At 73.4% G+C, this 15459-nt stretch carries 13 protein-coding genes; 3 read left to right on the top strand and 10 right to left on the bottom strand.

Annotated elements, in window-relative coordinates; translation table 11 throughout:
• Window positions 1-24: 24 nt before the first annotated feature.
• Both ACFTZL_RS26115 and ACFTZL_RS26110 read right to left on the bottom strand, forming a co-directional pair.
• Window positions 25-1293, bottom strand: coding sequence for an FAD-dependent oxidoreductase (locus ACFTZL_RS26115; protein WP_382587411.1), 1269 nt, complete (start codon window positions 1291-1293; stop codon window positions 25-27).
• Window positions 1293-2561 carry an ATP-grasp domain-containing protein gene (locus ACFTZL_RS26110; protein ID WP_382587408.1) on the bottom strand — a complete coding sequence of 423 codons (1269 nt, stop codon included), beginning with the start codon at window positions 2559-2561 and terminating at the stop codon, window positions 1293-1295. The genes ACFTZL_RS26115 and ACFTZL_RS26110 overlap by 1 nt, the downstream gene beginning before the upstream one ends.
• Before the next feature lie 169 nt (window positions 2562-2730).
• Here ACFTZL_RS26110 and ACFTZL_RS26105 point away from each other — a divergent pair, with 169 nt between their 5' ends.
• Window positions 2731-4047 (top strand): glycoside hydrolase family 26 protein, encoded by a 1317-nt coding sequence (locus ACFTZL_RS26105; protein ID WP_382587405.1) that lies wholly within the window; start codon window positions 2731-2733, stop codon window positions 4045-4047.
• Window positions 4048-4076: 29 nt separating this feature from the next.
• Here ACFTZL_RS26105 and ACFTZL_RS26100 read toward each other — a convergent pair whose 3' ends face one another.
• From ACFTZL_RS26100 to ACFTZL_RS26065, 8 genes are read right to left on the bottom strand one after another with little or no spacing between them, the layout of a single operon-like run.
• A complete protein-coding gene (locus tag ACFTZL_RS26100; protein ID WP_382587403.1) occupies window positions 4077-4733 on the bottom strand; it encodes a lipopolysaccharide biosynthesis protein in 657 nt (218 codons plus the stop codon).
• Window positions 4730-5881 (bottom strand): glycosyltransferase, encoded by a 1152-nt coding sequence (locus ACFTZL_RS26095; protein ID WP_382587400.1) that lies wholly within the window; start codon window positions 5879-5881, stop codon window positions 4730-4732. The genes ACFTZL_RS26100 and ACFTZL_RS26095 overlap by 4 nt, the downstream gene beginning before the upstream one ends.
• Window position 5882: 1 nt before the next feature.
• Window positions 5883-6647, bottom strand: coding sequence for a polysaccharide deacetylase family protein (locus tag ACFTZL_RS26090; RefSeq protein ID WP_382587397.1), 765 nt, complete (start codon window positions 6645-6647; stop codon window positions 5883-5885).
• Window positions 6631-8334, bottom strand: coding sequence for a murein biosynthesis integral membrane protein MurJ (gene murJ, locus ACFTZL_RS26085; protein ID WP_382587394.1), 1704 nt, complete (start codon window positions 8332-8334; stop codon window positions 6631-6633). The genes ACFTZL_RS26090 and murJ overlap by 17 nt, the downstream gene beginning before the upstream one ends.
• Window positions 8331-9677, bottom strand: coding sequence for an O-antigen ligase family protein (locus tag ACFTZL_RS26080; protein WP_382587392.1), 1347 nt, complete (start codon window positions 9675-9677; stop codon window positions 8331-8333). Before ACFTZL_RS26080 ends, murJ begins: the two co-directional genes overlap by 4 nt.
• A gap of 3 nt (window positions 9678-9680) precedes the next feature.
• Window positions 9681-11108, bottom strand: a complete 1428-nt coding sequence (locus tag ACFTZL_RS26075) for an exopolysaccharide biosynthesis polyprenyl glycosylphosphotransferase (RefSeq protein WP_382587389.1) — start codon at window positions 11106-11108, stop codon at window positions 9681-9683.
• A complete protein-coding gene (locus tag ACFTZL_RS26070) occupies window positions 11105-12355 on the bottom strand; it encodes a glycosyltransferase (protein WP_382587387.1) in 1251 nt (416 codons plus the stop codon). The genes ACFTZL_RS26075 and ACFTZL_RS26070 overlap by 4 nt, the downstream gene beginning before the upstream one ends.
• A gap of 50 nt (window positions 12356-12405) precedes the next feature.
• Window positions 12406-13491, bottom strand: coding sequence for a DUF3344 domain-containing protein (locus tag ACFTZL_RS26065; RefSeq protein ID WP_382587384.1), 1086 nt, complete (start codon window positions 13489-13491; stop codon window positions 12406-12408).
• Window positions 13492-13893: 402 nt separating this feature from the next.
• Between ACFTZL_RS26065 and ACFTZL_RS26060 the strand changes: the two genes are divergently transcribed.
• Both ACFTZL_RS26060 and ACFTZL_RS26055 read left to right on the top strand, forming a co-directional pair.
• Window positions 13894-14625: a hypothetical protein gene (locus tag ACFTZL_RS26060; protein ID WP_382587381.1), complete on the top strand. Its 732-nt coding sequence runs from the start codon at window positions 13894-13896 to the stop codon at window positions 14623-14625.
• A 200-nt stretch (window positions 14626-14825) separates the two neighbouring features.
• The gene (locus tag ACFTZL_RS26055) at window positions 14826-15410 is read left to right on the top strand and encodes a hypothetical protein (protein ID WP_382587414.1); all 585 of its coding nucleotides are present in this window, start codon (window positions 14826-14828) and stop codon (window positions 15408-15410) included.
• Window positions 15411-15459: the final 49 nt, after the last annotated feature.

Raw genomic sequence — 15459 nt, 5'->3', positions numbered from 1 at the left:
CCTTGGGCCACCCGCGGTTCCCCGTCAGTGGCGTACCGGCGAGACCGACTCGCTCCGGTTGCCGTCCACCGGTGCGGGGACGGTGCCGCCCACCGGCATCGCCCCGAGCCGGCGGCGTACTCCCGCGACGAGCGTCGACGCCGTGAAGGCCGCGCCCTGGACGAAGCGCATGGCCGGGCCGAAGCCCGAGGCCGTCACCAGGCCCGCGAGGAACAGGCCCGGGTGGGAGGACTCGAAGCTGTGCCCGACCTCCGGGGAGCCGTCGGGCAGTGCCGCCAGCGTGCCGCGCAGCTCGGGCGCGAGCAGTCCGAGCCGGTCGCAGCGCGCCCGGAACCCCGTGGCGGCGATGACGTGTTCGGTCTCCAGGCTGCGCGGGGCGCCCGAACGGCTCACCGTGTCCAGCCGGACCCCGCCCGGCACCGCGGAGGCCGCGGCCACCTCATGGCCCGGCAGCAGCTCGACCACACCTTCCACCCGGTCCCGGACCCACCACGCGCCCGCCGGTCCCAGTGCCGTGGTCGCGATGCGTGCCCGGGTCGGCTCCGGCAGCCGCCGGAAGAGGCCAGGACGCTCCGCGTAGAACCAGTTCCGCCAGCCGGGGCCGAGGCCGCTGTGCGGGGAGCGGGCCGACTGCCACCAGGGGCGCTCCCAGGGCGGCGGCACGTCGTTCCACATGAGCTGTTCCGCCCGGGCCAGCACCCGGACGCGCGTGCCCTGTTCGGCGAGCAGCGCCGCCGTCTCCAGGGCCGCCTGGCCGCCGCCGATCACCGTGACGTCCTTGCCGCGGAAACGGTCGAGGTCGCTGTGGTGGCTGCTGTGCGTCACCAGCGCGGGGTGCAGTCCGCGCAGGGCCTGCGGTACCTCGACGAACGGCATCACACCGACCGCCAGGGCCACCGCCCGCGCCTGCACCTCCTCCCCGTCCTCGGCGATCGCCGTGAAGCCGCCGGGCCCGGCGCTCACGCGGGTCACCGTGCGCTCGTCCACCCCCGGTACGGCGTTGCGCGCGAACCACAGGCCGTACTGCGCGAACGCCTCGACCGGGATCGGCTTCGCGTGACGTGCCGTCAGCCCCTGCTCCGCGCAGTAGACGTCCAGCCGCCACCGCCCGGCCGGGTCGGAGAGGTTGGACGCCCACGGCTCCGACTTCAGGAACATGCCGCTGGGCATGTTGTCCCGCCAGGACGCCATGGGCCGGCCGAACACGCGCAGGTTCAGCCCGGCGGCCGCGGCGTGGGACGCGATCGACAGGCCGTACGGGCCTGCGCCCACCACCAGAAGGTCGTACACCATCAACTGCTCGCTTTCTCGTTGTCGGTCAGGGAGGGCGAGGCTGCCCGGGGGATCAGCCGTGGCTCCGGCGCCGCCACCGCCGGAGTCGTCGTGCCCAGCCGTTCACGCAGCCGGCGGGACACATGCCGGCACCACAGGGCCCACATGACCCGTCCGGGGGAGCGGTCGTCCCCGGCGTACCAGGCCAGTTCACGTTCGCGGCCGCCCGGCGCCGCGCTCAGGGCGGCCAGCGGCGCGTAGTTCTCCACCACGAAGGTCCGCCCGGCCAGCGGGGACCCGTCCGGCAGCGGACGGCCCGTCATGTCCAGGTGCAGGGCCCGTACGACGTCCAGGCCCGCGCTGTCCGCGAAGAGCCGGAACTGGGCGCCGGTGCGCGGGTTGAAGTCGAGCAGGTGGTAGCGGCCCGTCGTGGCGCAGCGGCGGAAGTCGAGGTCGAAGATGCCCCGGTAGCCCAGCTCGTCGGTGAGCCGCTCGGCCAGCGCCTGCACCTGGGCGTTGGGCGTCCAGCAGCCCACCGCGGTCAGCCCCGCCCCGCGCGGCCAGGCGAGCTGCTTGCGGCCGGGGCCGCCCGCGCGCACGGTCCCCACGTGGTCGGCGTAGCCGTGGAAGAACCAGTCCCGGTCCGGCCCCGGTGCCAGATACGCCTGGAGCAGCAGCGGGCTGCCCGCTTCGCCGGTGCGCAGGAACAGCTCCCGGGCCTGCTGCACGGACTTCACCAGCACCGTGCTGCGCAGCCCGCTGCCGGCGGGCAGCAGCCAGGGCCGGCTCCACTTCGCCACCACCGGCAGCCCGAGCCGCCGCATGGCGTCGGCGACCTCCGCCGGGCTGTCAGGGACCAGCGTCTCGGGGTACGGGACGTCGATGGCCGCGCACACGGCGGCCAGTTCCGCCTTGTCGGCGACGCGCTCGGCCAGCGTGCCCGGCATTGCCGGCAGCAGGTAGGAGGGGGCGAGTTCGTCCCGCATCCGGCTCACGGCGATCGCGCTCGCATCGTCCATCGGGACCAGCACGGCGGGCCGCCCGACGTGGTCGGACACGCGGCGCAGCACCCCGAGGATGTCGTCCGGGGAGGCTCCCGGCGGCGGCGGGGAATGCATATGGCGTACGTACCGTGACGCGCCGACGGGACTTCCCGCGGAGTCAGCGACGACGTGTACCTCCACGCCCGCCCTGCCGAGCGAACGCGCGGCCCCCAGCGTTCCGTGATGAAAAGGGTTCCGGTCGATCCGCAGTACTACAGCGGGGACGCGGGTGTCGAGCAGCGACACGAATTCTCTCTTTCTTTTCCGGTCGGCTCACCCGCACGGGCGAGCCCCGCACTCGAAAGCCGCAACGGCAGTGGCGTCATTGGTCTTTCTGTGACTGACTTCATATGACTGCCCGTCAATAACAAAAACCGAGGCAGTAGTCCGGACGAGAGCGAAGAATGGAGCAGGCATGGCCCCACAGCACAAGCCGGCCGGGGTCCGCCGGCTGGCCTTGGGGGCGGCAGCGGTCGCCGCTTCGGCCGCCCTGGCGTCCGGCCCCGTGGCCGGGGTGGGGGCGGGGGTGGCGCGAGCCGCCGAACCACGGGCTCCGGCGCCGACCCCGCCGCCGCCCGTGGCCACGCCCTCGGCCCTCACGCCCTCGGCCCTCACCACGCCGGCCGTCCCTCAGCCGTCGACGCCGGCCCCGGCCGCCACCACTCCGGCCGCCACCACTCCGGCCCCGGCCACCACCACCCCGGCGGCGGGCGAGGAGGCCCCGGCCGTCGGTGTCTTCCTCAAGTCCGACGCCCGTGGCGTGGCCCGGATGCCGCTGTTCAGCCACTGGCTGGGCGGTACGGAGCTGCGCGCGGGCCACACCTATCTGCCGGGCCACCGCTGGCGCGACATCGAGGGTGCTCCCGGGTTCCTGGACGTGTGGGCGCACTGGCGCAACGCGAAGTCCGACCGGATGCTCGTCCTCAACGTCCCCATGCAGGAGCGCAACGAGGAGGGCGTCTCCGACAGCGAGGTCCGGCGGCTGCTGCAGCGGGGCGCGGCCGGGGAGTTCGATCACCACTTCCGTGTCCTGGCCGAGCGGCTGGTGGAGTTGAAGGTGCCGGACACGGTCCTCGTGCTCGGCTGGGAGATGAACGGCACCACGTACACCCATCGCTGTGGGCCGGACCCGGAGGCCTGGAAGAAGTACTGGAATCGGATCGTCACCACCATGCGTTCCGTGCCGGGGCAGAATTTTCGGTTCGATTTCACGCCGAGCCGTGGCCGCGACGCCGTTCCCTGGACGAAATGCTATCCGGGGGACGACACGGTCGACATCATTGGCATGGATTCTTATGACCAGCCGGCCGGGATGTCGTTCGAACAACAGGTGAAAGAGCCCTACGGGTTGCAGGACCATGTGGATTTCGCCAAGGCTCACGGCAAACCCATTTCCTATCCGGAATGGGGGCTCTTCCGCAACGGTGACAATGCCGAATACATGCGGAGCATGCTCGCCTGGATGGATGAGCACAAGCCGCTGTACAACACGCTGACCGACTACTGCCCGCACGGTGTGTGGCAGTGCGGGGCCAACCCGAAGTCGTCCAGCCTCTACCGGTCCAGCCTGTTCGGCCGTACCGACCAGGCGACCCCGCCCCTCGTGCCCACGCCGAAGCCGACCCCGCCCGGCACAACGCCGCCCCCGGCGGACTGCACGCCGCTGGACCTGGGGAGCTGGGTGGAGGAGTGGCTCGGCGGGAAGCTCTGCCTGCGCTTCGACTGGTGGTAGTCCGGCCGATCCGACGAGGCCCGCCGTCGTCACCGTTGTCCGCGGACATCGGCGGCGGCGGCCGGGCTCGGCACCGAGGGGGCCGGGGCGGGCTCGTCCTCCTGGCCGTTCCTCCTCGGCCGCGCCAGCAGGGCCAGGCCGCCCAGCAGACCGCCCGCGCTCGCGCCGACCAGACCGGTCACCGCCGTTGACGTGGAGGTCGGCTCGCTCGGCTCCACCGCCCGCGAGAACTGCACGAGCCGCACGTGGGTGTTGCCCCGGGTGTCGTCCGCATGCCGGGTCAGGGAGCGGGTGACCGCGTTGGCCATGTCGACGGCGAGGCCCGGGCGCGAGGAGGTGGCCGAGACGGCGACCATCGGTGCGTCCGGCGACGTCGCCGTGCGCACACTGCGCTGCAGGGTGCGCACCGGCACGCCCGCATACACCTGCGCGTCCCCGAGCACCGCGAGCTGCGTGGCGACCCGGCCGTACGCCTGGGCGAACCCGAGGGCGGCGTCCGGCGAGGCCTTCCCCGCGGGCACGGCGATGACGTAGCTGGTGGCCGTGTACGTCGAGGGGGTGAGCAGGCCGTACGAACCACCGAGCAGGCCCCCGACGAGGGTGCCTGCCGCGACCACGGACCACAGGGGAAGCTCCCTGAGGCGAGCCAGGGACAGGCGGTGCTGACGGATCGGAGTGTCGGTCATGAGGAGTTGGCTCCCGGAGAAGAGGGGGACGTCGAACTGGAGACGGCTGCCGCGTACACGTCCGTGAGACGGGCCGCGCAGTGGGTGATGCTGTAGTGGTGCGCGACCTCCGAGGCCGTGCGCGGCCGGGCACCGGCCGCCCGGACCTCGGCGATCGCGCGGGCGTATGCCTCGGGGCCGCCGCTCACCCGCCGGACGCCGGCGGCGGCAGGCGGCCGCACGTCCTCGATGGCCGGGCAGGAGTCGTAGAGCACGGGCAGGCCGGCCGCCAGTGCCTCCACGGCCGCCAGGCCGAAGGCCTCCTCCGTGGACGGGGAGGCGAGCAGGTCCATCGCCGAGGTGAGCGAGGGCAGGTCGGGGCCGGGCGAACCGTCGGACACGTAGGGACGTTCGCCGGTGAACACCACGCGGCCGGCCACACCGGCCTCCTGGGCCGTGCGGCGCAGGACGGGCTCCTCGGGGCCGCCGCCCACCAGCAGCAGCCAGTGGTCCCTCGGCAGCAGCGTGAGCGCGCGGACGAGGACGTCGAACCGCTTCCCCCGGCTGAGCCGGCCGACGCCGCCGACGACCCACGCGCCGTCCGGCAGGCCGAGGTGCCGGCGGGTCCGCTCGCGCCGCTCGGCGTCGAAGCGGAACCGGTCCAGGTCGATGCCGTTCGGGACGACCTCGATGCGCGGCGCGGGCACGCCCCAGCGCTCCAGGCGACCGGCCACCGTCGGTGAGACGGCGACCGTCGACGAACCGAGCCGCTCGCTGGCGAGGTACAGCCCGCGCACCCCGGCCGTCAGCCTGCGGCCCTCCATCTGCGAGTCGCCCAGGGAGTGCTCGGTGGCGACGACCGCCCGGACCCCGGCCAGGCGTGCGGCGAACCGCCCGTAGACACAGGCCCGGTACAGGTGCGTGTGCACCAGGTCGTAGCCGCCGGCGCGGATCAGCCGGACCAGCCGCGGCAGCGCGCCCAGGTCGCGGTTGCCGCCCATGCCGAGATGGGTGACGCGGACACCGTCGGCGGTGAGGCCCTCGGCAACCGTCCCGGGGTTGGTGAGCGTCACGACGTCGCAGTCGACGGGCAGATGACGCAGCAGCAGACGCAACTGCTGCTCGGCGCCGCCGACGCCGAGGCCGGTGATGATGTGCAGAGCTCTCATCTCACAGGCCCTCCACCGGGCGCCGGCGCAGCCGGTGCAGCCGGTGCTTGAGGTGCAGGCGCATGGCCGTGTCGTTCTGGCCGACGTGCACACGCGGCAGGGCGTGCGGCCCGGTCAGCGGGCCCGGGTCGATGGCGCAGGCGTAGGTGTATCCCGCTTCCCGTACGGCCTCGACGGCGCGGGCGTCGACCGTGCCGTACGGATAGCAGAAGCCGTCGACCCAGGCGCCGGTCAGCTCCGTGAGCAGCGCCCGGCTCTCGCCGACCTCGGCCCTGAGGGTGAGGTTGTCCGCCCGGGTGAGGTCGACGTGCGTCAGTCCGTGCGAGCCGATCTCCACGCCCTCGGCCGCGGCGTGCCGGATGCCGTCCGCGGTCAGCAGCGGCTTGCGCGGGCCGAGCGGGTCCCAGGCGTTGTCGCCGCCGAGCCGCCCGGGCAGCACGAAGAGGGTCGCGCGGCAGTCGTAGCGGCGCAGCAGCGGCAGGGCCTCGGTGACGAAGTCGGCGTACCCGTCGTCGAAGGTGAGCCCGACCAGGCCCCGTGCCTCGCCCCGGGCGCGGGCGGCGAGCAGCTCGGCCACGGACACGCCCCGCAGCCCCCGGCGGCGCAGCCACGCAAGCTGCCGGTCGAGCCGCTCGGGCGTGACCGTGATGCGGTACGGGTCGTCCGAGCAGTCGCCCACCGAGTGGTACATCGCCACCCAGGGAACGGGGCCCCTGTGCGGGGCCGGGGGTCTGCCGGTGTCGAGGGAATCAACGGAAGCGGCCATGTGTGAGCCTTCGTGTGACGGCGCGTAGGGAGCGCAGAGCGGACGCGGGGCCCTGGGCACCGAGGGCCCAGGTGAGCGGGACGAAGACGAAGGTCACGGTCAGAAAGCCGGCCGCGAGGCCCGCCGCAGGGGAGTCCGGCCGGCTCGCGGCGAACGCCCCCGCGAGCGTGGCGACGACGGCCGCGCCCACCAGCCTGCTCAGCTCGGCCAGGACCTGCGGGACACGGACCGAGACGCTGTGCGGGCTGTCGCGACGCCCCGTGCGCAGCCCGGCGAGCAGCAGGGCGGCCGTGACGGTGATGCCGAGGGCGTTGGCGGCGGCGATCCCCGCCACGCCCGAGGAGTGCACGGTTGCGGCGCCGATGAAGGACGTCACGACGATGCCCGCCGTCATCGCGCCCAGGGGGTACCAGCTGGCCCGGCCCGCCGAGAAGTAGGAGCGCACGAGGGCGCCCACCAGGGTCTGGCCCAGCAGCCCGAGGGCGTAGACGCGCATGACGTCCGCCGTCGCCGCGGTGTCGCTCGAGGTGAACGCGCCCCGCTGGAAGAGCAGTTCGATCATCTGCGGGGCGCAGGCGATCACCGCGCACATGCCCAGCAGCACCAGAGCGGCGGCGAGCGCCAGATCCCGCTCCACACGGCTGCGGGCCCGTGCGGTGTCGCCGTCCGCGAGCGCCCGCGCCACCACCGGGAAGGTGACCGTGCACACCATCAGCGACAGCGTCATCGGGATCTGGGCGACCTTCTGCGCGTAGTTCAGGTGCGAGATGGCGCCGGCGGGCAGGCCGGAGGCGAGGAAGCGCTCGGCGAGGACCTGCGACTGGCGGCACAGCGCGAAGAGGAGGACGGCGGCGACCAGGGCGACCTGCATCGGCCGCTCCTCGACGACGGCCCCGGCCTTGGCGAACTGCTCTGTACGCGAGGACAGTCGCCGCCACAGCGACGGCACCTGCACGGCCACCATCAGACAGCCGCCCGCCGCCACCCCGACCGCGGCGGAGCGCACGCCCCAGCCCTCGCCGAGGAGGAACATCGCGGCGATGATGCCGGTGTTGTAGGCGACGTAGATCGCCGCGGGCGCGAGGAAGCAGCGGTGTGCCCGCAGGGCGGCACTGCAGTACCCGGCGAGCCCGAAGGCCAGCACACAGGTCGCCGTGATCCGGGTGCAGTCGACGGCGAGCCGCGGGTCGGGCAGGCCGGGTGCCAGAGCCTGGACCAGGTAGGGGGCGGTGCCTGCGACCAGCGCGGCCACCGCGGTCAGGGCGAGGCAGAGCCGGGGCAGGGTGGCCCCGACCAGGGCGCGGACCGGGTCGCCCGGGGCGCCCCGGGCGCGGCGGGCCAGCGCCATGCTGAACGCCGGGATCAGCGCGATCGCCAGCCCGTCCTCGATGAGCAGCGTGGCGGCGAACTCCGGAACGGTCCAGGCGACCAGAAAGGCGTCCGTGTCGCTCCCGGCACCGAACAGCCGCGCCAGCGACTGGTCGCGCACCAGGCCGAGCAGCGAGCCGGCGATGGACAGCGACGCCGTCACCAGCGCGGCCCTGGCCAGGAAGCTCCCGGAGGCCGACGCCGACGCCGAGGCCGCCGGGTCGCCACCGTCCGCGGCCTTGACGGCGGCACGCGCCGGGGGCACGGCCGTCGCGCCGTCCGTCCCGGGCCCGGGGGTTTGCGAAGGCACCACCGTCATCGCGCCATGGCCTCCTCGGCGCGCTCCCGCTCCCGCACCCCGCTCCGGGGCAGGTCCGCACGCGCTTCGCCGGCCAGCGCCCACCACGCCACGAGCCCCATGCCCACGGCGATCAGCACGGTCGAGGGACCGCCGATGTCTCCGTACACGAAGTCGGTCAGCAGCCAGACCAGCAGTCCGCAGGCGACGAGCCCGCAGTCGAGCCCCGGGCCCCGGTCGCGGACGCGCAGCAGCCGCCGCACCCCGCACACCAGCAGCGCCAGCCAGCTCCCGACGAGCGCGAGCAGCCCGATCAGGCCCTGCTCGCTCAGCACCAGCAGGTACATGTTGTGCGGCGACAGCAGCGGCTGCCGCTGGTACGCCACTCCCGCGCCGTCGGTCTCGCTGCCCGACGACAGCGCCAGCGTGGCGTGCCCGTCCCGGTACTCGGGAAAGCCCTTCAGCCCGACGCCGGTCAGCGGGTGCCCGCGCCAGATGTCCGTGGCGGACGCCCACAGGGTGTACCGGTCGACGACGGACTGGTCGGGGGTGTCGGCGACCTGGGCGATGCTGTCGATCCGCTGCTGCAGAAGCGCCGAGCCCACGCCGAAGCCGCCCACCAGGATCACGCCGGAGGCGACGGCGGCCGCGGCCACCTTGAGCGCGCGCCGCCAGCCGGTCAGCACCAGTTGCACGGTGCAGGTCAGGACGGTCGCGATCCAGGCTCCCCGGCTGAAGGACAGCGCGAGCGGCAGCATCAGCACCAGCGCGCACCCGGCGGCGGCGATCCGCTGCCGTGCGGAGACCCGGCCGAGCGCGATCCCGACCGCGCACACCAGGCCGAGCGAGACCGCCGTCGCCATGCCCATCACGTCCTGCGGCCCGAACGTGCCCACCGCCCGGATGTTCGCGCCCTGGTAGGAGGCGCCGGTCCGGGTGACGAACTGGTGGACGCCGACGGCCCCCTGGCACAGACCGAGCCCCACGAAGGACCAGGCCACCAGCCGGAAGCCGGCCCGGTCGCGGAGCAGGAGCAGCACGGCCGCCGGGACGAGGACGAAGGTCTGCAGATAGCGTCCGAGGCCGGTGAGCCCGGCCTGGTACGAGAACGCCCCCATGGCGGCGAGCGCGAGCCCCACGACGGGCAGGCCCAGCACCACGGCGGCGGCGGGCGACAGCGGGCGCCGCCGCTCGCGCAGGAGACGGATCACGCAGTAGACCACCACGAGCCCGGAGAGCACGTCGGCGGGTCCCGCGCCGTCCGGCGTCCGCGGCAGGGCCAGCAGGGCGGGTACGGCCACCACGGGCAGGGCAGGCGTCAGCGCGACGACGCGGCGCGGGAGCGGTGTCAGTGCGAGGCTCACCTCTCAGCTCCCCGTCGGACGTACCACCGTGGCCGCGGTGCGCAGCAGGATGCACACGTCCTGCCACAGGGACCAGTCGTCGATGTAGGCGTTGTCGAACCGGCAGCGGTCCTCGATCGAGGTGTCGCCGCGCAGCCCGTGGATCTGGGCGAGGCCGGTGATGCCGGTCCGCATGCGGTGGCGGACCGAGTAGCCGGGGTAGGTCTGGCCGAACTGCGCGACGAAGTAGGGGCGTTCGGGCCGCGGCCCGACCAGGCTCATGTCGCCCCGGAGCACGTTCCAGAGCTGGAGCAGCTCGTCCAGCGAGGTACGCCGCAGCATCCGGCAGAACCAGCGCATCTCGTTCTCGTTCGCCACGCTCCACCGGGTCGCCGACTCGTGCTCGTCGACCGGGCGGTGCGTACGGAACTTCAGCAGCGTGAACGGCTCCCCGTTCCTGCCGATGCGCTCCTGCCGGAACACCACGCCCGGCCCGTCGCTGAGCCGCAGCGCCACGGCGAAGGTCAGCAGCGCCGGGCTGACCAGCAACAGCAACGCCCCCGACACCAGGATGTCGAGGGCGCGCTTGGCCGCGCTGCCGTGCCGGGCCGGGGACATGTCCAGACGCCGGCAGGAGAACCCGGCCAGCCGCTCCCGTGTCGCGTACGACGGGGAGCCGGCGTCGACTTCCCAGACCACGCAGCCCGACTCGGCCAGCGCCCGCAGCAACGGCTCCTGTTCGGCCCGTACCGAGGGGTGCACGGCCAGCACCGCCCGCACCCCGTTCTGGATGACCGCGCGCTCGACCTCCTCGGCGGTCGTCAGCACCGGCAGGGTCTCGGTGCCGTCCGGCTGCTCGGCGACGATCCCCACCGGCCGTACACCGCACCGCGGTTGACGCAGGACGGCGGCGGCCACGCGCTGCGCGGTCGCGACCGGGCCGAGGACGAGTGCGGTGTGCGGGTGGCGCAGCAGCGCGGCGCGCCGCCGCGCGTGCACGGCTCCGCGCAGCACACAGCCGGCCGTCGCCTGCAGCGCGAGCCCCGCCAGCACGGTACGGAGGGACAGCGCGTGCTCCGGCCGGTACGCCGCGAGGAGCGCCGCGAGCGCCAGCCAGGCCACCGCGATACGGCCGCACACGGCGGGCAGTTCTTCCAGCAGCCCCGGTACCGGCGGCCGCCCGTCGCGCCGGCGCAGCAGCAGCGACAGGACGATCAGCAGGGTGACGAGCAGGGGCTGGCGGGGGGCCTCGGAGAGCACCGGGGCGCCCGCCAGGGCGGCGACGCCGTCCGCCGCGAGCAGCGGGACGGGCGAGGCCGGCCGGGTCGGGCGCCGCGGGGCGGACAGCCGGAAAGCGGTGGCGGTGCCGCGCGGCGGCATCACCGAGACTGGTGAGGATCCGTGCTCCCGCGGCGGTACGCCGGGGGAGGGCACGGTACGTTCGGCGGTCACGAGTGGATGGACTCCCTGTACTCGGTGGGCTCGACGCGCTGCGTCGTCCGGTTCGGCTCGGCGCCACGTCCGGTGTCGAGCCGCTGACCGTGCTCAGCGCTGGGGGTGGCGGCGGTCCATGGGCCGAGCAGATCGCGATAGACGTCCGAGACGGCCTCGGCGGTGTGCCGCACGTCGTGGGTCGACAGCACGTGCCGGCGGCCCTGGTCGCCGAGCGACTCGCGCAGCAGCGGGTCGATCAGCAGCTCGGTGACGGCCCCGGCCAGCGCCGCCGCGTTCTCCGGCGGGACCAGGCACCGGGCGGAGAAGGAGGACGGCAGGCTCTCGCGGGCGCCGTCGACGTCCGTGACCACCACGGGCCGCCCGCAGGCCATCGCCTCCAGCGGCGCCAGGGCCATGCCCTCCCAGCGGGACGGCAGGACGACGAGGTCGGCGACCTGGTACCAGGGGGAGGCGTCGGCGACGGCTCCCGTGAACACCACGGATTCCGGGGCGCCTTCACGGAGCCGGTCGTGGTCCGGCCCGTCGCCGACCAGGACGAGGCGGGCGTCGGGCACCCTGCGCACGACGTCGTCCCACGCCCGCAGCAGGACGTCCTGTCCCTTCTGCCGGCACAGCCGCCCCACGCACACCACGAGCGGTGCCGCCGGGTGGAGGCCGGCCAGCGGTGCGAGCCCGGAGCGCACGATGCCGGCGGTGGCCGGGTGGAAGCGCTCCGGGTCGATGCCGTTGGGGACGACGGTCCACCGGCCGGTGATCCTGGCGCCCATGCCGGTCGCCCGCTCGGCCTCGCTCACACACACCGTGCGTGAGGCCCAACGCGCCCCCCAGCGCTCCCACATGAGCGCCAGGGCAGCGGTGCCGCCGCCGACCGCCTCGAACGACCAGGCGTGCGGCTGGAAGACCGTCGGGATCCGCCCGCGTACCGCGAGGCGTCCGGCGAGTCCGGCCTTCGCGCTGTGCGCGTGCACCAGATCGGGACGCACCTCGTCGATCACCCGGGCCAGATGCCGTACCTCCCGGACGAGCGACGTACCCGGCGACCGCGTCGCGTGCCAGTGCCGTACGCGCGCGCCGAGCGTCCGCAGTCGCGCGGTGAGCACGCTGTCGGGGCAGGCCACGGTGACGTCCAGGCCGTCCGAGAGCTGCGCCGCGACCAGGTCCGTCACAACGCGCGCCACGCCGCCGTCCACCGGTTGGGTGAGGTGCAGGACTCTGGGGTTGGGGGCGGTGGATGACAGTTGCATGTGCGCGGATTCCTCGCTCGCGAAGGCGTTCGGGGCGGGCGGCGACGGACTCATCGCCGTGCGTCGACGGCGACGAAGAGCACGCCGGCCCACGCCGCGTCCTGCTGGGATCGGATCCGGAAGGTCGCCTGGTCGCCGCCCTGCTGCAGACCGTCTCCGAGAGAGAACACATCGGAGTCGTAGCCGAGGGTGTTGGCGTGGGCGGGCACACGCGACGCATCCGCCCCGGGCTCACTGATGGTGGAGTTGAGGACGTCGTCCCTGGGGTTGGCGGCGTTGGTGAGTGCGGTCCCGGACTGGCCGGTCGCCACGGTGAACGAGTCGCCGCCGACGCCGCGGTCGCCGTTGTACGTCACCAGGCCCGCACGTCCCCACGCGCCCGCGGCGAAGCCCAGGCCGGTCACGCGGATCTCCTGGTCACCGGACCTGAGCGAGGTGAAGCCGTCCCAGACCGCGAGGTTCCGCAGCGGCTCCCCCGAGTTCTCGTAGGCCACCACGAGCGTCCAGCCGCCCCATGCGCCGGCCGTCGACCTGCCCATGGCGATGTTGATCTGCGCCACGGTGTACAGGCCCGACCCGCCCTCCCGCACCAGCCCCGTCACGTCCGCCGAGGCCTGGAAGGCGTCCATGCCGTCCAGCACGCGGTGGCCGACCAGCGTGTCGGCGATCAACTGCTTGTACTCTCCGCCGGGTTCGGCGATCAGCACCCGCCCGTTGTCCTCCGGCGGCTTCTGCTCGCCCACCCGCAGGTTGCCGCCCCAGTACAGGCGCGCGTACGTCACCCGGGAGCCGCTGGGCAGGCTCACCTCCGAGCGGGAGGAGTTGTAGGTGTTGGGGTCGCGGTCGACATCGATGTAGAACATGTCGAAGTCGCCGTTCACAGCCATACCGCCCGCCTGCGCGTCCGGGCACGAAGGCCTCTGGGCCGCGCGGCAGGTGATCGAGGCGTTGGCAGCGCGTACGATGCCGCCGTGCTGCAGCGCGCGGTACCGCTCGGCGAAGGCGAGGCTCTCGGCCTCCGGCGAGGGCGCCGCGGCCGGCGCGGCGGCCGGGGAACTGCTGGCTGCCCACATCGCGGCAAGGGCGAGGACGCCCACGGTCGCGCGGCGAAACAGCGGGCCCAGGGAATGGCGCATGACCGGTCGTTGCCCTTTCGGAACAGGTGGCCGTGGCGGCAGCGCCACGAGTGCGATGTGTCCGCGCTGAGGAGTGCGTCGGGCGGTTCGCAACTCTAGTCATCAATCGGACATAGTCGATGAAATTCGGTGAAGTCTGACAAGTGTGTCGGAATCGTGAAATCGCAAGTGTTTGCTGGTTCCGGCCGCCGTCCCCCGTGCCGGACAGCGCCTCCGCCCGGCGATGGCCGGGCCGTTACTCCATCAGGGGTCGAGGGCGATGCGATCTGACAAAGCGTCTGATCAGGCCGGACGCGGCAAAAGGGGGAATTATGAATTCCCGAAAAGCCTATGAATGCTTGCGTAAAGCCCTTGGTTCTTTCACGGTGGGCTCAAGATCCATCGCCGTCGAAAGGAATCCCCATGCGTGCTCTGCCCGCACGGCGCATCGCGTACAGCGCACTGTGCGCCGCCCTTCTGGTCGGGATCACCGGCCCCGTCGCCATGGCGGCCGACCCGGCCCGCGGGCACGGCCATGTGGCCTCCGATGCCCGGCTTCTTCCCGGCGCTGACGTGCGCCTCGTGCAGATCGGGAAACTCAACTGGGGCACGCTCACCCCCGTCGCCGACCTGCTGAACGCCGTACTCCATGACAACAACGGCAGACTGACCGCGGCCGAGGCGACGAAGCTGGGAGACGCCGCGAAGGCCGCCCTGGCCGAGGTGGCCGCCGAGGATGCGCAGACCCCGGCCCCCGTGGCGCCCCTGACCCCGGCGCCGGTCGTGCTGCCGGCTCCCGTCCTGCCCGCTCCCGCCCTGCCCGCCCTGGTGCCCGACCGGCGCGCCGCCGACCCCGTGACCGACCTGCTGGACCTCGTGCTGGGGGCTGTCACCGGCCTCCTGGAAGGGGTCACCGGTGGGGCCGGAGGCCTCCTTCCCCTGGTCGACGACCTGCTGGGCGGGGCGGACGAACTCCTCGCCGAACTGACCTCGGCCGAACCGGTGCTTCAGGACGAGGAAGCCGTTCCGTCGGCGACATCGAGCATGACGTCCACCATGACGTCCAGCATGTCGGTGACATCGGAAGCGGAGCCCGACGACTTCTTCTCGACCCAGACCTCGGTGCTGACGCCGCTGCTGCCGCCGGCCCCTTGAGCCCGTCCAGTCGTGGTGCCGGCCTCAGGGAACGGCGCCACGACTGTTGTCCCTTTCCGGCGCGAGGTCCGGTCTTTTAATAGATCTCGTATGAGGTATTGGCAATCTTCGGCAGTTCCGGTTTCCGCCCAGGCCAGGGCTCGTTAGGCACGGCGACAGAAACCACTCCGGCGACGTGCGTTGCCGAAGAAAGGAACACGATGAAGTCTCTGAAGGCTGCCGCCGTCTTTGCCGGGTCCTTGATCGCCGCTGGTTCCGCCACGCCGGCGTTCGCCCAGGACGCCATGGTCGCCCCGAGCGCCCCCGCCGCTCAGAGCGTTCCGGATGTGCAGAGCGCTCCGGTGGCCCAGAGTGCTCCGGCTGCCCCGGTCGCCCAGGCCGCCCCGGTTGCCCAGTCCGCCCCGGCGCAGAGCGCTCCCGTCGCTCAGAGCGCTCCCGCTGTTCAGAGTGCCCCGGTCGCCCAGGCCGCTCCGCAGCCCGCTCCGGCCGCTCCGGTTGCCCAGCCCGCTCCCGCTCCCCAGCCTGCTCCGGCTGTTCAGAGCGCTCCGGTCGCTCCGCCTGCTCCGCAGCCGGCTCCGGCCGCTCAGCCCGCCCCCGCCCCCGAGCCCGCTCCGGCCGCTCAGAGCTCGCGCGACCTGGCGTCCACCGACCTCACCGGCGGCGTGAGCACCAAGGTTCCCCTGGACGTGACCGCCGAAGGCAAGGAGTCGCTGGTCCACACGGTGAAGAACGCCGCGGGCACCCTGAACGAGGCCAAGCCGGCGCACGGCAACCTGTGGTTCTAGGGCTGGAACCACGCCCTGCGGAGGGCCGGTCCTCGGAACGTCCGAGGAC

It is taken from the genome of Streptomyces sp. NPDC056948, assembly GCF_042674225.1.
Lineage (GTDB): Bacteria > Actinomycetota > Actinomycetes > Streptomycetales > Streptomycetaceae > Streptomyces > Streptomyces purpurascens.
Note: the sequence above shows the minus strand (reverse complement) of the source record. Positions and strands in the feature narration are given on the sequence as shown.